Genomic DNA, 15,118 nt, shown 5'->3' with positions numbered 1-15,118 from the left:
CAGGGAGATTATTGCGATAAGAGATGGCAAAAACCACAATGCCATGAAGGGGCGCAGTCTAGCAGATTTTGTGACAGGCCGCATAAAATCTGCAAAAGAATGCCGCCCCTGGCTGGCGGGAGGAAGAAGGCCGCTGAGGGCGCTCAGCGGCCAGGCGGGTCGCCGCAGCGCGGTTAACGCAGACGATACTTAATTTTTTCAACGATCTTCGCGGTGGAGATGCCGTAGCGATCGTGGAGGGTCGGCAGCGCGCCGGCTAACAGGAACGCGTCAGGCAGCCCTACGGTATCCAGCTCGCAGCGAACCCCTTTGCGCATCAGCAGGGCGGCCACCGCCTCTCCTAACCCGCCGACCGCGGTGTGGTTTTCGGCGGTGACCACCAGGCGACCCGGCTTCGACGCCTGTTCAATAATCGCTTGTTCATCCAGCGGTTTGATGGTCGGCACGTGCAGGACCGCCACGCTGATATTATCGTCCCGCAGCTTTTCAACCGCCTCCAGCGCGCGCATGGTCATTAGCCCGGAGGAGATAATCAACACGTCGTTGCCGTCCTCCAGCAGCTTCGCTTTGCCCAGTTCGAACTGATAGTCGTATTTATCCAGCACCAGCGGCACTTTCCCGCGCAGCAGGCGCATATAAACCGGGCCATGGTGATCGGCAATGGCCGGTACCGCCTGCTCAATCTCCAGCGCATCGCAGGGATCGACGATGACCATTCCGGGGATACCACGCATGATCGCCAGATCTTCGGTGGCCTGATGACTGGGGCCATAGCCGGTCGTCAGGCCCGGTAGCGCCGCGCAAATCTTGACGTTCAGATGCTCTTCAGCGATCACCTGATGAATAAAATCATAGGCGCGACGGGTCGCAAAGGCGGCATAGGTGGTGGCGAAGGGAATAAATCCCTCCTTCGCCATGCCTCCCGCCGCCGCCATCAGCAGTTGCTCCGCCATTCCCATCTGGAAAAAGCAATCCGGGAAGGCCTGGGCGAAAATATGCAGGTCAGTATATTTTGACAGGTCCGCTGTCATACCGACGATCGCCGGGCGCTCCGCCGCGAGTTTCGACAGCGCGACGCCGAAGGGCGCAGAGACGGTGACCTGGCCTTCATCGGCAATCGAGGCGATCATCGCCGACGTTTTTAAACGAGGTTTACTCTGGCTCATTACAGCACTCCTTCCGGTTTGTTAGCGTCCAGCACCGCAATCGCTTTTTGCCATTCGTCGGCATCGACGCGAATAAAATGGTTCTTATCGCGGGTTTCGAGGAACGGCACCCCTTTGCCCATCAGCGTGTCGCACAAAATGACCCGCGGCTGGTTGCCGGAATAACTTTTCGCGTTGTCAAAGGCGGCCATCACCGCCGGCAGATCGTTACCGTCTACGCGCTGCACGTACCAGCCGAAGGCGGCCCATTTATCCTGCAGCGGCTCAAAGCCGAGGATTTTGCGTGAATCGCCGTCGGCCTGCTGTTTGTTGACGTCGACAAGGTTAATCAGGTTGGTCAGGCCATAGTGAGCCGCCGACATCGCCGCTTCCCAGGTCGAACCTTCATCCAGCTCCCCATCGGACATCGAGTTATAGACCCAGGCCTTGCTCTGTTTCTGCCGCAGGCCGAGCGCCATGCCGACGGCGATAGACAGCCCCTGCCCCAGTGAGCCGCCGGACATCTCCATCCCCGGGGTGTAGGTCGCCATGCCGGACATCGGCAGGCGGCTGTCGTCGGAGCCGTAGGTTTCCAGTTCCGCTTCCGGAATAATGCCCGCCTCCAGCAACGCGGCATAATAAGCGATAGCGTAATGGCCATGAGAAAGCAGGAAGCGATCGCGCCCCTCCCACTCAGGATCTTCCGGGCGATAGGTCATGGCGTAACTGAAGGCGGTAGCCAGCACATCGGCATACCCCAGCGCCTGGCCAATATAACCCTGCCCCTGAACCTCTCCCATTTTCAGGGCATAGCGGCGGATACGCCACGCCGCCGCGGCGACTTTTTGTGATTCGGTGATGTTCATCTCTGTGCCTCGCTTAGTGAATTAACATGCCGCCGTTAACGTCCAGGGTGATACCGGTGGAGTAGGAAGAGAGGTCGCTGCCGAGGAACAGCGCGGCGCGGGCGATGTCCACCGCGTCGCCGAGGCGGTTCATCGGAATGCCGGCAAGAATATTGGCCGTCATGTCGTCCGTCAGCTTGCCGGCGGTAATGTCGGTCTGAATGAGCCCCGGGGTGATGCAGTTAACGCGGACGTTGTCCGGGCCAAGCTCGCGCGCCATCGCCCGCGCCAGGCCGAGCACGCCGGCTTTTGCCGCGCTGTAGTGCGGACCGCCGAAGATACCGCCGCCGCGCTGGGCGGAAACGGACGAGATGCAGACGATGCTGCCGGATTTTTGCGACCGCATCGTGGGGATCACCGCCTGTGACATCAGCAGCGTGCCGCGCAGGCTGACATCGAGCACCGCGTCATAGTTGGCGCGCTTGATGTCCATTAGCTTCAGCGGCTGGGTGATGCCGGCGTTATTGACCAGCACATCGACCCGGCCGTATTTCGCCAGAATCTGTTCGATGGCCGCCTGCACCTGCACTTCGTCGGCGACGTTCGCCGCCAGGCCGAGATGGCCTTCGCCCAGCGCCGCCGCGGCGGTTTTACTGGCTTCGCCATTGAGATCGATAATGACCACTTTCGCGCCGTTTTCGGCGAATAATTTCGCGGTCGCAAAACCCAAACCGCGTGCGGAGGCCGCGCCAGTAATAATGGCGACTTTATCTTTTAATAACATAGTTTCACTCCATGACATTACGTCATATTAATTAACAGGATCTATTTTCGTTATTGTGGCTCATCGAGGAAAAGAATCACCACCAAACCGATTGCGGCGCAGATACCAAAATAGGTAAATACAGAATTAAAGCTCCCCGTTTTATCCAGTAAGAAACCGGCCACCATCGGCGCCACAAATCCGCCGAGGTTGCCGCCGCTATTAATAATGGAAGAGGCGATCGGATAGGTTTTGCTGTCCGAAACGGCCATACCGTAGGCGGTAAAAGCCGGCCAGCCGATATTCAAACAGAAACCGACAAAGAATAAACCAATACAGACCGCCAGGGTGCTTGCCGGTATATTCAGCATAATTAACATCATGACTACGGTTGATACCGCTGTGAATATCATGGTTGGTTTACGCCGGCGGCCTAATAATTTATCCGAAATCCATCCGCCGCCAATCGCGCCAATAAAGCCGCCGATGCACGGCATACTGGCCACGAACCCCATACTCATCACATCGAAACCGCGCTCTTTCACTAAATACAGCGGGATCCAGGTTAATAATCCATATAACACGCTGACCATCATAAAATATGCGAGGCAGTCTCCGAGAATATTTTTTGAGGTGAATAATCCCTTCGCCGTATCCACAGGCGGCATTTTTTTCACCCGGATAATTTTATCCAGCCAGGTGAAGCGATCGGCGATTAATATATTTTCACGTACACCGTCATTATGATGGCTGTCCCGCCCAGCATTAATCTCTGCCAGTTCGCTTGGAGATACGTATCCGCTTTCCGCGGGCTTTGACTTCACCAACAGGTACCACGCTATCGCTGCTACGATCCCGGGAATAGCAAAGGAGAAAAAGACCCACCGCCAGCCCCAGGTCACCGCAATCCACACCGCCAGCGGCGGCACGATAATCGGGGCAAACATGGTCGCCGCGATGTAAACGCCGGTTGCCGTGGCTTTCTCTTTCGGCGGAAACCAGTTGTTTATCGTCGACGCCAGCCCCACCGGGCAGGGACCTTCGCTTAGTCCCAAGCCCAGCCGCACCAGCTTCAGGCCAAATACGGAGCTCACCGTGCCCATCAGCCAGGTAAAAGCGGAGAAGCCGAAAATAGATAGCGAAACCAGCCCTCGAGTGCCGCGTCTGGCGATGAAAAAGCCGGCCGGGATCTGGCTGACCGCATAGCCGAGGAAAAACATACTGGCAATCGCTCCGGCCTCAAAATTATTGATATGAAATTCATCAATGATAAACGGCAGTACCGCGCCGATATTCGTTCTGTCGGCGTAATTGATGGCATACACCAGGAAAATCATCGTCAAAACTACAAAACGATATTTTGTTTTCCTGGCGTCAGTACAGACCAGCGTATCTATACGTGACATAGGGTTTCCTCATCTTATACCTCATCCACTTCGCCGTAGGTTGCCGCCTGGGTTCGCCGCGTTTCACGCGCCCTGGCGCAACAAGAGAGACATGTCTTTTCGCACAGCGAAACAGGTGGTTAGGTGTTTTATTATTGCGACCCAAGCGCATCGCAGTTTGTGATCAGGCCTGTGAGGGGAATATAACAACCCAAAAATGAAAAGGTATTCAAAAAAGCTCAATTATGATTGAGAAAAATTGAGTTAGTGACTCCCCGCAAATTTTAGCGTTTACTGAGAGGGGCGATTTTAACGAGAGAAATTGTTAAGCCCATCACAAATTAAAAGGTTATTTTCGCTTTTCCCTATGCTGTTCATCACGGCTGCGCCACGCTGTTCGCCATTTTCTTTTATTCGCGCCCCGCGCAGGATGCCGCCATGAGTCAACCGCTGCCCAATAAAAATCTGCCGATGCCCTCTTTACGCAATATCCAGGCTTTTATTGAAGTCGCCGCAACCGGCAGCCTCAACCTGGCCGCAGAGAACCTCAACATTACCGCCTCGGCGGTCAGCCACCAGATAGCCAGTCTGGAGCACTTGCTGGGAAAAAAACTGTTCTCCCGCAGCAGCAAAGGCGTGATGTTAACCGCAGTGGGAGAAAAATATCTCAAAGAGGTCTCCGGAGCGCTGAATATGATTGGCCAGGCCACCAGCCAGGTGATCAACGATATTCATCAGGATTATTTACGCATTCACTCAGCGCCGAGCTTCGGCCTGCTGTGGCTGATGCCGCGGCTGGATAAATTCCGTCAGGCGTGGCCGGAGCTAAAAATTAGCCTGACCTGCTCTTACGAAAGCATTCAGTTCTCCCGGGATAATATTGATATCGATATTCGCCACGGGCTGTCGCAGTGGCCGACGCTGCTGGTCAGGACCATTAAAAATGAGTGCGTCCTGCCCTACAGCGCCTCCTCTTATTTAGCCCGCCATGCGGTTCGCGCCCCGGAAGATCTGCTGGCCTGCGATCTGATCCATTCCGACAGCACCTTAATTAACTGGAGCAACTGGCTGTCGTGGCACAAGGTCCGCGGCTGGCACAAAAACTTTATCTTTAATTTCGACCGGTCGTACATGAGCATCGAGGCGGCCCGGATGGGGATGGGGGTGATCCTGGAAAGCAATCTGCTGGCCGGCGGCCACGTGCGTCAGGGGCAGCTGACGCCGGTGTTTGCCGACGAGCGGAGTATGCCGGTCGGCGCGCACCACTTCGTCCTTCCCCACGCCAATGAACAGAAGGAAAAGGTCCAGCGCTTCTTCGCCTGGGTCGCCGGGGAGCTACAGGAAGACGGTTTTCATATTTAGTCCTGGCAGGTGGACAAACCGCCAGTCGGCGCCTAAAGTTAATCAATCGATTGATTAATTTTTTCAGAGCACGATGACCAGTAAAGGCGAACAGGCAAAAAGCCAGCTTATCGCGGCCGCTATCGCCCAGTTTGGCGAGTACGGCCAGCATGCCACCACCCGCGATATTGCCGCCCAGGCCGGGCAGAATATCGCGGCTATCACCTACTATTTTGGCTCGAAAGACGACCTGTATCTCGCCTGCGGCCAGTGGATCGCCGATTTTATCGGTGACAATTTTCGCCCGCACGCCGAAGCGGCGGAGGCCCTGCTCGCCGGAGAGTCACCGGATCGTCAGGCGATCCGCGCCCTCATCCTCAGCGCCTGCCATAACATGATCCTGCTGCTGACCCAGGATGATACGGTCAACTTGAGCAAATTTATTTCCCGGGAACAGCTGGCGCCCACCGCCGCGTACCATCTGATCCACCAGCAGGTGATCGCCCCCCTGCACCACTATCTCACCCGGCTGATCGCCGCCTGGACGGGTCGCGATTCCGATGATACGCAAATGATCCTCCATACCCACGCCCTGCTGGGCGAGGTGCTCGCTTTCCGTCTCGGGCGTGAAACCATCCTGCTGCGCACCGGCTGGACGCAGTTTGACGCGCAAAAAACCGAACAGATTTTTGAGGTCATTACCTGTCATATCGATTTCATCCTGCATGGGTTATCGCAAAGGAGTTTGGGCTGATGAAAAAACCCGTCGTTGTCATTCTGCTGATCGTGATTCTTCTCGCCGCGCTGGGCGGCGGCTGGTGGTGGTACCAGAGCAGCCGGCAGCAGCCGCTGACTCTGTATGGCAATGTCGATATCCGCACCGTCAATATGAGCTTCCGCGTCGGCGGCAGACTGGCCTCGCTGACCGTCGACGAAGGCGACAGCATCCGCGCCGGGCAAACCCTCGGCGAGCTTGACCGTGCCCCCTATGAAAACGCCCTGCTGCAGGCGCAGGCCAACGTCTCCACCGCCCAGGCGCAGTATGACCTGATGATGGCCGGCTACCGCTCGGAAGAGATTGCCCAGGCCGCGGCGGCTGTGAATCAGGCGCAGGCCGCTTACGACTACGCGCAAAACTTTTATCAGCGCCAGCTGGGTTTACGCGCCAGCAGCGCCATTTCCGCCAACGATCTGGAGAACGCCCGCTCCTCGCGCGACCAGGCGCAGGCAACGCTGAAGTCAGCGCAGGATAAACTGCGTCAATACCGCGCCGGCAATCGTCCGCAGGAGATAGCCCAGGCCAAAGCCAGCCTCGAACAGGCGCAGGCGGCGCTGGCCCAGGCTAAACTGGACCTGCACGATACCGTGCTGACCGCCCCTTCCGACGGCACGCTGATGACCCGCGCCGTCGAGCCCGGCACTATGCTCAACGCCGGCGGCACCGTGCTAACCCTCTCCCTGACCCATCCAGTATGGGTCCGCGCCTACGTTGACGAGAAAAACCTCGGCCAGGCGCAGCCGGGACAAGCAGTGCTGCTCTATACCGACAGCCGGCCGGATAAGCCCTATCACGGCAAAATCGGCTTTGTCTCGCCGAGCGCTGAGTTCACGCCGAAGACTGTCGAGACGCCGGACCTGCGCACCGATCTGGTCTACCGTCTGCGCATCGTGGTAACCGACGCCGACGGCGCGCTGCGCCAGGGGATGCCGGTGACCGTCTCCTTTGACAACGGGAACGGACATGAGTGAGGCCGTCATCGCCTTAAACGGCCTGAGCCGCCGTTTCCCCGGGATGGACAGGCCAGCGGTGGCCCCGCTGACCTGTACGATCCGCGCCGGCTACGTCACGGGGCTGGTAGGCCCCGACGGCGCAGGGAAAACCACTCTGATGCGGATGCTCGCCGGGTTGCTCAAGCCTGATGAAGGCAGCGCCAGGGTGATTGGCTTTGACCCGCTGAAAGACGACAGCGCTCTGCACGCGGTGCTCGGCTATATGCCGCAGAAGTTCGGCCTGTATGAAGATCTGACGGTGATGGAAAACCTCACCCTGTACGCCGATCTGCGCAGCGTCACCGGCGAGGCGCGGAAAAAAATTTTCGACCGCCTGCTGGAATTCACCGCCCTTGGCCCGTTCACCGAGCGGCTGGCGGGCAAGCTCTCCGGGGGCATGAAGCAAAAGCTGGGGCTCGCCTGTACCCTGGTGGGTGACCCGAAGGTGCTGCTGCTGGATGAGCCCGGCGTCGGCGTCGACCCGATCTCCCGCCGCGAGCTATGGCAGATGGTGCACGAGCTGGCCGGCGACGGCATGCTGATCCTGTGGAGCACCTCTTATCTCGATGAAGCCGAGCAGTGTCGCGATGTGCTGCTGATGAACGAAGGCAAACTGCTCTATCAAGGGGAGCCGACGGCCCTGACGCAAACCATGGCCGGGCGCAGCTTTCTGGTCTCCAGCCCGCAGGAGAACAACCGCCGCCTGCTGCAGCGGGCGCTGAAGCTGCCGCAGGTTAGCGACGGCGTGATTCAGGGCAAATCGGTGCGTCTGATCCTGAAAAAGGAGGCGCTCATCGATGAGGTTCAGCAACATGACGATATGCCGTCGCTGCAGGTGACCGACACCGCGCCACGCTTTGAAGACGCCTTTATCGACCTGCTCGGCGGCGCCGGGACCGCCGAATCGCCGCTGGGTGCGATTATCCATCGCGTTGACGGCAGCAAAGACGAAACGGTGATTGAGGCGCAGTCGCTGACTAAAAAATTTGGCGATTTCGCCGCCACCGACCACGTCGATTTCCAGGTCAAGCGCGGCGAGATCTTCGGCCTGCTCGGCCCCAACGGCGCTGGGAAATCCACCACCTTCAAAATGATGTGCGGCCTGCTGGTGCCCACCTCCGGCAAAGCGCTGGTGCTGGGGATGGATCTCAAGGTCAGCTCCGGCAAAGCGCGTCAGCATCTGGGCTATATGGCGCAAAAATTTTCGCTGTACGGCAACCTCAGCGTCGAGCAGAACCTGCGCTTTTTCTCCGGGGTCTACGGCCTGCGCGGCCGGGCGCAAAATGACAAAATTGCCCGCATGAGCGCTGCCTTCGGTCTGAACAGCATCGCCCGCCACGCCGCCGACGAGCTGCCGCTCGGCTATAAGCAGCGGCTGGCGCTGGCCTGCTCCTTGATGCATGAACCCGACATTCTTTTTCTCGACGAACCCACCTCCGGGGTCGATCCCCTCACCCGTCGCGAGTTCTGGTTGCATATCAACAGCATGGTGGATAAAGGGGTGACGGTGATGGTCACCACTCACTTTATGGATGAAGCGGAGTATTGCGACCGCATTGGGCTGGTCTATCACGGTAAGCTTATCGCCAGCGGCACCCCGGATGCGCTGAAGGCCCAGGCGGCGGATGACAACCAGACGGACCCGACCATGGAGCAGGCGTTTATTACCCTGATTAACCGTTGGGATAAGGAGAATGGCCATGAGCAGTAATCTCCTCTCCTGGCGGCGGGTCCGCGCCCTGTGCGTCAAAGAGACCCGGCAGATCGTCCGCGATCCCAGCAGCTGGCTGATTGCGGTGGTGATCCCTCTGCTGCTGCTGTTTATCTTCGGCTACGGCATTAATCTCGACTCCAGCAAGCTGCGGGTGGGGGTTCTGCTGGAGCAGCAGAGCGAAGAGGCGCTGGACTTCGTCCATACCATGACCGGCTCGCCCTATATCGACGCCACCGTCAGTGACAATCGCCAGCGGCTAATTGAGCTGATGCAGGCCGGTCGCATCCGCGCGATGGTGGTCATTCCGGTGGACTTCGACCGCCAGATGGCCCGCCCCGGCGCCACTGCGCCGCTCCAGCTCATCACCGACGGCAGCGAGCCCAATACCGCTAACTTCGCCCAGGGCTACGTGGAGGGTATCTGGCAGATCTGGCAGCAGCAGCGGGCGGAAGACCGCGGCGAGACCTTTGAACCGCTGATCGACGTGCAGATGCGCTACTGGTTTAACCCGGCGGCCATCAGCCAGCACTTTATTATCCCCGGAGCGATCACCATTATCATGACCGTGGTCGGCGCGATACTGACCTCGCTGGTGGTGGCCCGCGAATGGGAGCGCGGCACCATGGAGGCGCTGCTGTCGACAGAGATCACCCGCGCTGAACTGCTGCTGTGCAAGCTCATCCCCTACTACTTCCTCGGCATGCTGGCGATGCTGCTGTGTATGCTGGTGTCGGTGTTTATTCTCGGCGTGCCCTATCGCGGTTCGCTGCCGATCCTGTTTGTCATCACCAGTCTGTTTTTGCTCAGCACCCTGGGGATGGGACTGCTGATCTCGACGATCACCCGCAACCAGTTTAACGCCGCGCAGGTGGCGCTGAACGCCGCCTTTTTACCGTCGATAATGCTGTCCGGGTTTATTTTCCAGATAGACAGCATGCCGGCGGTGATCCGCGCGGTGACCTATGTGATCCCGGCGCGCTATTTCGTCAACACCCTGCAAAGCCTGTTTCTGGCGGGCAATATTCCGGTGGTGCTGCTGGTGAATGTGCTGTTTTTGATTGCTTCGGCGGTGATGTTTATCGGCCTGACGTGGCTGAAAACCAAACGGCGTCTGGATTAGGTTTTGCCCGGTGGCGCTGCGCTGACCGGGCCTACGGTTTAACCAACATCGATTATACGGTTCGCCGATCCCGTGGGCCGGGCAAACGCAGTACCGCCCGGCGTTGTTGAATGGGCCAAAGGAGCCATTATGTTTCACCGTTTATGGACATTGATCCGCAAAGAGCTGCAGTCGCTGCTGCGCGAACCGCAGACGCGGGCGATTTTAATCATGCCGGTGCTGATTCAGGTGCTGCTGTTTCCCTTTGCCGCGACGCTGGAGGTGACCAACGCCACCATCGCCATCTATAACGAGGACAGCGGTCGCCACGCGGTGGAACTCACTCAGCGCTTTGCCCGCGCCAAAGCCTTTACCCACGTCCTGCTGCTGAAAAGTCCGCAGGCGATCCAGCCGACCATCGATGAACAAAAAGCCCTGCTGGTGGTGCGCTTCCCGGCGGATTTCTCACGCAACCTCGACAACTATCAAACCGCCCCGCTGCAGCTCCTGCTCGACGGACGCAACTCCAACAGTGCGCAAATCGCCGCCAACTATCTGCAGCAGGTCGTGAAAAATTACCAGCAGGAACTGCTGGAGGACAAAGCGAAGCCGAACAATAGCGAACTGGTGGTGCGCAACTGGTATAACCCGAATCTCGACTACAAGTGGTTCGTGGTGCCGTCGCTCATCGCCATGATCACCACCATCGGGGTGATGATCGTCACCTCGCTGTCGGTGGCCCGCGAGCGCGAGCAGGGCACCCTCGATCAGCTGCTGGTCTCGCCTCTCGCCACCTGGCAAATCTTTGTCGGTAAAGCGGTGCCGGCGCTGATCGTCGCCACCCTGCAGGCGACTATCGTGCTGGCGATTGGTATCTGGGCCTATCAGATCCCGTTTGCCGGCTCGCTGCTGCTGTTCTATTTCACCATGGTGATTTACGGTCTATCGCTGGTGGGCTTTGGCTTATTAATCTCATCGCTGTGCGCCACGCAGCAGCAGGCGTTTATCGGCGTGTTCGTCTTTATGATGCCGGCGATTCTTCTCTCCGGCTACGTTTCACCGGTGGAAAACATGCCGCAGTGGCTGCAGGATCTGACGTGGATAAACCCGATCCGCCACTTTACCGATATCACCAAGCAAATTTATCTGAAGGATGCGAGTCTGGAGATTGTGTGGGGAAGTTTGTGGCCGCTACTGGTCATAGCGGCCACCACCGGCTCAGCGGCGTATGCGATGTTCCGAAGAAAGATTGCGTAATTTTTTATCTTTCGCCAGCAGCGAGACCACCGCCGGGCCTGCCAGTATCACCAGCCCGGCGAGGGCCAGCAGCAGGTTGTTGTGCAGCACGCGCGACAGCAGCCACAGCGCTATCATGGCGGCGCCGAAGTACCAGGTGGTGGTGAGCTCCTCAAGGAAGTCTCCCACATCGCGCCAGCGCGCCTCGTGATGACGCTGCAGAAACAGCATCGCCAGCAGCGTGACGCTGTAGAGGACGCACAGCCCTAATCCGACGCGCACCAGCGCGCCGCTCATCCATCCCATCACCAGCACTGCCACGACCAGTAGATGCAACATAATCTGCCAGCAACTAAGACCTGTTGCGACGCGTACACGTTGTTGCCACTTCATGGCTTCTCTCCTGAAGGATTTTTCTCTGCTACTCAGAGTACCGCACTTTACGGAAAATTCCGTAACACCGCATCTTTTTGTGACGTCTACTACACTATTTTATTCAGGAAAGTGACATTTACTGGAGAATTATGGCTGAGCCAACGTCGGGATTTTCGTTGAACGTGCTGACAATTAACACCCATAAAGGCTTTACGGCGTTTAATCGGCGTTTTATTTTGCCCGAGCTGCGCGAAGCCGTTCGCAGCGTCAGCGCTGACATAGTTTGCCTGCAGGAAGTGATGGGCGCTCACGAAGTTCACCCGCTGCATATCGAAAACTGGCCAGATACGACCCATTACGAATTTCTCGCCGACACCATGTGGAGCGACTACGCCTATGGGCGCAACGCGGTCTATCCGGAAGGTCACCATGGCAATGCCGTGCTGTCGCGCTTCCCGATTGAATACTATGAGAATCGCGATATCTCGGTCGGCAACGGGGAGAAACGCGGCCTGCTGTACTGCCGCATCGTGCCGCCTCAGAGCGGCGTCACGATTCACGTCATTTGCGTCCATCTCGGACTGCGTGCCGACCAGCGGCAGGCGCAGCTGGGGATGCTGACGGAATGGGTCAACACCCTGCCCGCCGGCGAGCCGGTGGTGGTGGCCGGGGATTTTAACGACTGGCGTCAGCAGGCTAACCAGCCGTTAAAAGCCCAGGCGGGGCTGGAAGAGATTTTTACCCGCGCCCGCGGACGCCCGGCGCGCACCTTTCCGGTCAGTTTTCCGCTGCTGCGCCTCGATCGCATTTACGTCAAGAACGCCCACGCCAGCCGCCCGAAGGCGCTGGCCCTCAAACAGTGGCGGCATCTGTCCGATCATGCACCCCTTAGCGTGGAGATTCATTTGTGAAATGTCGTTGGCAGGAAGGCAACCGCATTACGCTACTGGAGAACGGCGACCAGTACTATCCGGCGCTGTTTGCGGCCATCGGTCGCGCCAGCCGGCGGGTGATCCTCGAATCCTTTATCTGGTTTGAAGATGAGGTCGGCCGACAGCTGCACGCGGTTCTGCTGAAGGCCGCCCGCCGCGGCATCCAGGTGGAAGTGCTGCTTGACGGCTACGGCTCGCCGGATCTTAGCGATGAGTTTGTCGGCGAACTGACCGCCGCCGGGGTGATTTTCCGCTATTACGACCCGCGCCCTAAGCTGATGGGAATGCGCACTAACCTGTTCCGTCGCATGCACCGTAAAATCGTGGTGATCGACGACACCACCGCCTTTGTCGGCGGCATCAACTACTCCGCAGAACATATGAGCGACTATGGCCCGGAGGCGAAGCAGGATTACACGGTGCAGGTCGAGGGGCCGGTGGTGCTGGATATTCTGCAGTTCGAACTGGAGAATCTGCCCAACAGCGAAACCGCCCGCCGCTGGTGGCGCCGTCGTCGCCATCAGCCGGAGATCAACCAGACCCCCGGCGAGGCGCAGGCGCTGTTCGTCTGGCGCGATAATCAGGATCACCGCGACGATATCGAACGCCACTACCTGAAGATGCTGACCAGCGCCCGCCGGGAGGTGATAATCGCGAACGCCTATTTTTTCCCCGGCTATCGTCTGCTGCATGCGATGCGCAATGCCGCGCGGCGCGGGGTGCGGGTGAAGCTGATCGTCCAGGGCGAACCGGATATTCCAATTGTGAAATTTGGCGCCCACCTGCTCTATCACTACCTCGTCAAAGGCGGCGTGCAGATCTACGAATATCGCCGCCGTCCGCTGCATGGCAAAGTCGCCCTGGCGGACGACCACTGGGCCACCGTCGGGTCGAGCAACCTGGACCCGCTCAGCCTGTCGCTGAATCTGGAAGCCAATCTGATCATCCACGACAGGGTGTTTAACCAGACGCTGCGCGATAACCTTAACGGGCTTATCGCCCGGGATTGCCAGCGGATCGATAAAGCAATGCTGCCGAAACGCAACTGGTGGCGGCTGGGGGTGAGCGTGATGGCCTTCCACTTTCTGCGCCACTTTCCGGCGTGGGTCGGCTGGCTGCCGGCCCATACTCCGCGGCTGGCCAGGGTTAGCCCGCCGGTGCAACCGGAAATTGAAACGCAGGATCGCGTCGAGTCACCTACCAGGGATAATCCACTATGAGCAAATCGCACCCGCGCTGGCGGATGGCAAAAAGAGTGCTGACCGTGCTCTTTTTTATCGCCGTGATCGTCCTGCTGGTGATTTACGCGCAGAAGGTCGACTGGCAGGAAGTGTGGAAGGTGATCCGCGGCTACGATCGGCTGGCCTTGTTCAGCGCCATTGCGCTGGTCATCGTCAGCTATCTGATCTACGGCTGCTACGATCTGCTTGGCCGCGCCTGGTGCGGACACAAGCTGGCGAAACGCCAGGTAATGCTGGTGTCGTTTATCTGCTATGCCTTCAACCTGACCCTCAGCACCTGGGTCGGCGGCATCGGCATGCGCTACCGACTGTACTCCCGGCTGGGGCTGAACAATAGCACCATCACCCGTATTTTTTCCTTAAGCATCACCACCAACTGGCTGGGCTATATCCTGCTCGGTGGGGTGATCTTTACGGCGGATCTGGTGAAGCTGCCGTCGCACTGGTACATCAGCCAGACCACCCTGCGGATTATCGGCGGAGCGATGCTATTTCTCACGCTGTGCTATCTCTTCGGCTGCGCGTTCGCCAAACGCCGTCACCTGACGATCAAAGGCCAGCGGCTGGTGCTGCCCTCCTGGCGATTCGCGCTGCTGCAGATGGGGGTCTCGGCGGCGAACTGGATGGCGATGGGGGCGATCATCTGGCTGCTGTTGGGCAGCGAGATTAACTATTTCCTGGTATTGGGAGTACTGCTGGTGAGCAGTATCGCCGGGGTGATTATCCACATCCCGGCCGGGATTGGCGTGCTGGAGGCGGTGTTTATCGCCATGCTCTCCGGGGAAGAGATTTCGAAGGGGGCGATCATCGCCGCCCTCCTCGCCTGGCGCGCGCTCTATTATTTCCTGCCGCTGCTGCTGGCGACGGTGGCCTATCTGCTGCTGGAGAGTCGGGCGAAAAAGCTGCGGCAAAAGAACCAGCGCAAGCTGGCCCGCGAGTGAAATCGCCCGGCGGCGCTGCGCTTGCGCGGGCCTACGAGGTTTGAGCCTGTGAGAGGGTCCTCCAGGCCGGGTAAGGCACAGCCGTCATCCGGCAACTTCACGGGTACTGCGCCTGGCGTCTCGCCCGGCGGCGCTGCGCTTGCATGGGCCTGAACATGCGGGCTGCCCCGGCCTTCCGGGAACGTCTCAGCGATTTTGAGGCCGTCAGCACCGGCAGTTTCAGCAACAATGGTGAATAAATTAACGACAGGTCGTAAGAACGTAGGCCGGGTCAGGCGCAGCCGCCACCCGGCAAAAAAACGGCGCAACAGGGTTGCCTGGAAGGTAATCA

The 15,118-nt window shown here is 58.6% G+C and carries 15 protein-coding genes; 9 read left to right on the top strand and 6 right to left on the bottom strand.

Annotated elements, in window-relative coordinates:
• Positions 1-173 precede the first annotated feature (173 nt).
• The 5 genes from ACOI7Z_RS01825 to ACOI7Z_RS01805 form a co-directional block, all read right to left on the bottom strand.
• Complete coding sequence (locus tag ACOI7Z_RS01825; RefSeq protein ID WP_420701918.1) at positions 174-1,166, bottom strand: transketolase family protein; 993 nt, start codon at positions 1,164-1,166, stop codon at positions 174-176.
• Positions 1,166-2,011, bottom strand: a complete 846-nt coding sequence (locus ACOI7Z_RS01820) for a transketolase (protein WP_087849201.1) — start codon at positions 2,009-2,011, stop codon at positions 1,166-1,168. The genes ACOI7Z_RS01825 and ACOI7Z_RS01820 overlap by 1 nt, the downstream gene beginning before the upstream one ends.
• Positions 2,012-2,024: 13 nt before the next feature.
• Positions 2,025-2,774 (bottom strand): SDR family NAD(P)-dependent oxidoreductase, encoded by a 750-nt coding sequence (locus ACOI7Z_RS01815; RefSeq protein WP_072421942.1) that lies wholly within the window; start codon positions 2,772-2,774, stop codon positions 2,025-2,027.
• A 50-nt stretch (positions 2,775-2,824) separates the two neighbouring features.
• Entirely contained in the window at positions 2,825-4,159 is a 1,335-nt protein-coding gene (locus ACOI7Z_RS01810) for an MFS transporter (protein WP_087849200.1), read from the bottom strand.
• Positions 4,160-4,447: 288 nt separating this feature from the next.
• Positions 4,448-4,585 carry a hypothetical protein gene (locus ACOI7Z_RS01805; protein ID WP_170927835.1) on the bottom strand — a complete coding sequence of 46 codons (138 nt, stop codon included), beginning with the start codon at positions 4,583-4,585 and terminating at the stop codon, positions 4,448-4,450.
• On the opposite strand from ACOI7Z_RS01805, the gene ACOI7Z_RS01800 reads away from it, so the two are divergent.
• The 6 genes from ACOI7Z_RS01800 (at position 4,577) to ACOI7Z_RS01775 (ending at position 11,319) form a co-directional block, all read left to right on the top strand.
• Entirely contained in the window at positions 4,577-5,500 is a 924-nt protein-coding gene (locus ACOI7Z_RS01800; RefSeq protein ID WP_044521808.1) for a LysR substrate-binding domain-containing protein, read from the top strand. The genes ACOI7Z_RS01805 and ACOI7Z_RS01800 overlap by 9 nt on opposite strands.
• A 73-nt stretch (positions 5,501-5,573) precedes the next feature.
• Complete coding sequence (cecR, locus tag ACOI7Z_RS01795; RefSeq protein WP_086075802.1) at positions 5,574-6,233, top strand: transcriptional regulator CecR; 660 nt, start codon at positions 5,574-5,576, stop codon at positions 6,231-6,233.
• A complete protein-coding gene (gene hlyD / locus ACOI7Z_RS01790) occupies positions 6,233-7,228 on the top strand; it encodes a secretion protein HlyD (RefSeq protein WP_023288931.1) in 996 nt (331 codons plus the stop codon). The genes cecR and hlyD overlap by 1 nt, the downstream gene beginning before the upstream one ends.
• Entirely contained in the window at positions 7,221-8,960 is a 1,740-nt protein-coding gene (locus tag ACOI7Z_RS01785; RefSeq protein ID WP_086075801.1) for an ATP-binding cassette domain-containing protein, read from the top strand. Before hlyD ends, ACOI7Z_RS01785 begins: the two co-directional genes overlap by 8 nt.
• Positions 8,950-10,083, top strand: coding sequence for an ABC transporter permease (locus tag ACOI7Z_RS01780; protein ID WP_023288929.1), 1,134 nt, complete (start codon positions 8,950-8,952; stop codon positions 10,081-10,083). The genes ACOI7Z_RS01785 and ACOI7Z_RS01780 overlap by 11 nt, the downstream gene beginning before the upstream one ends.
• Before the next feature lie 129 nt (positions 10,084-10,212).
• Complete coding sequence (locus ACOI7Z_RS01775; protein ID WP_023288928.1) at positions 10,213-11,319, top strand: ABC transporter permease; 1,107 nt, start codon at positions 10,213-10,215, stop codon at positions 11,317-11,319.
• On the opposite strand, the gene ACOI7Z_RS01770 is transcribed toward ACOI7Z_RS01775, so the two are convergent.
• A complete protein-coding gene (locus tag ACOI7Z_RS01770) occupies positions 11,281-11,691 on the bottom strand; it encodes a YbhQ family protein (RefSeq protein ID WP_012542390.1) in 411 nt (136 codons plus the stop codon). The genes ACOI7Z_RS01775 and ACOI7Z_RS01770 overlap by 39 nt on opposite strands.
• Positions 11,692-11,822: 131 nt before the next feature.
• Here ACOI7Z_RS01770 and ACOI7Z_RS01765 point away from each other — a divergent pair, with 131 nt between their 5' ends.
• The 3 genes from ACOI7Z_RS01765 to ACOI7Z_RS01755 are packed head-to-tail and all read left to right on the top strand — an operon-like array spanning position 11,823 to position 14,787.
• Positions 11,823-12,584, top strand: coding sequence for an endonuclease/exonuclease/phosphatase family protein (locus ACOI7Z_RS01765; RefSeq protein WP_023288927.1), 762 nt, complete (start codon positions 11,823-11,825; stop codon positions 12,582-12,584).
• Positions 12,581-13,825, top strand: coding sequence for a cardiolipin synthase ClsB (gene clsB / locus ACOI7Z_RS01760; RefSeq protein WP_023288926.1), 1,245 nt, complete (start codon positions 12,581-12,583; stop codon positions 13,823-13,825). Before ACOI7Z_RS01765 ends, clsB begins: the two co-directional genes overlap by 4 nt.
• Positions 13,822-14,787 (top strand): lysylphosphatidylglycerol synthase domain-containing protein, encoded by a 966-nt coding sequence (locus ACOI7Z_RS01755; RefSeq protein WP_023288925.1) that lies wholly within the window; start codon positions 13,822-13,824, stop codon positions 14,785-14,787. The genes clsB and ACOI7Z_RS01755 overlap by 4 nt, the downstream gene beginning before the upstream one ends.
• Positions 14,788-15,118 lie beyond the last annotated feature (331 nt).

It is taken from the genome of Klebsiella sp. C283 (assembly GCF_048822555.1).
Lineage (GTDB): Bacteria > Pseudomonadota > Gammaproteobacteria > Enterobacterales > Enterobacteriaceae > Klebsiella > Klebsiella quasipneumoniae.
This window is presented reverse-complemented; position numbering and strand designations above follow the sequence as displayed.

Coding starts and splice junctions, on each gene's coding strand:
- ACOI7Z_RS01810 (WP_087849200.1), bottom strand. CDS start 4,159: ATGTCACGTATAGATACGCTGGTCTGTACTGACGCCAGGAAAACAAAA.
- ACOI7Z_RS01815 (WP_072421942.1), bottom strand. CDS start 2,774: ATGTTATTAAAAGATAAAGTCGCCATTATTACTGGCGCGGCCTCCGCA.
- ACOI7Z_RS01800 (WP_044521808.1), top strand. CDS start 4,577: ATGAGTCAACCGCTGCCCAATAAAAATCTGCCGATGCCCTCTTTACGC.
- ACOI7Z_RS01770 (WP_012542390.1), bottom strand. CDS start 11,691: ATGAAGTGGCAACAACGTGTACGCGTCGCAACAGGTCTTAGTTGCTGG.
- ACOI7Z_RS01785 (WP_086075801.1), top strand. CDS start 7,221: ATGAGTGAGGCCGTCATCGCCTTAAACGGCCTGAGCCGCCGTTTCCCC.
- ACOI7Z_RS01755 (WP_023288925.1), top strand. CDS start 13,822: ATGAGCAAATCGCACCCGCGCTGGCGGATGGCAAAAAGAGTGCTGACC.
- ACOI7Z_RS01775 (WP_023288928.1), top strand. CDS start 10,213: ATGTTTCACCGTTTATGGACATTGATCCGCAAAGAGCTGCAGTCGCTG.
- ACOI7Z_RS01780 (WP_023288929.1), top strand. CDS start 8,950: ATGAGCAGTAATCTCCTCTCCTGGCGGCGGGTCCGCGCCCTGTGCGTC.
- cecR (WP_086075802.1), top strand. CDS start 5,574: ATGACCAGTAAAGGCGAACAGGCAAAAAGCCAGCTTATCGCGGCCGCT.
- ACOI7Z_RS01825 (WP_420701918.1), bottom strand. CDS start 1,166: ATGAGCCAGAGTAAACCTCGTTTAAAAACGTCGGCGATGATCGCCTCG.
- ACOI7Z_RS01820 (WP_087849201.1), bottom strand. CDS start 2,011: ATGAACATCACCGAATCACAAAAAGTCGCCGCGGCGGCGTGGCGTATC.
- hlyD (WP_023288931.1), top strand. CDS start 6,233: ATGAAAAAACCCGTCGTTGTCATTCTGCTGATCGTGATTCTTCTCGCC.
- ACOI7Z_RS01765 (WP_023288927.1), top strand. CDS start 11,823: ATGGCTGAGCCAACGTCGGGATTTTCGTTGAACGTGCTGACAATTAAC.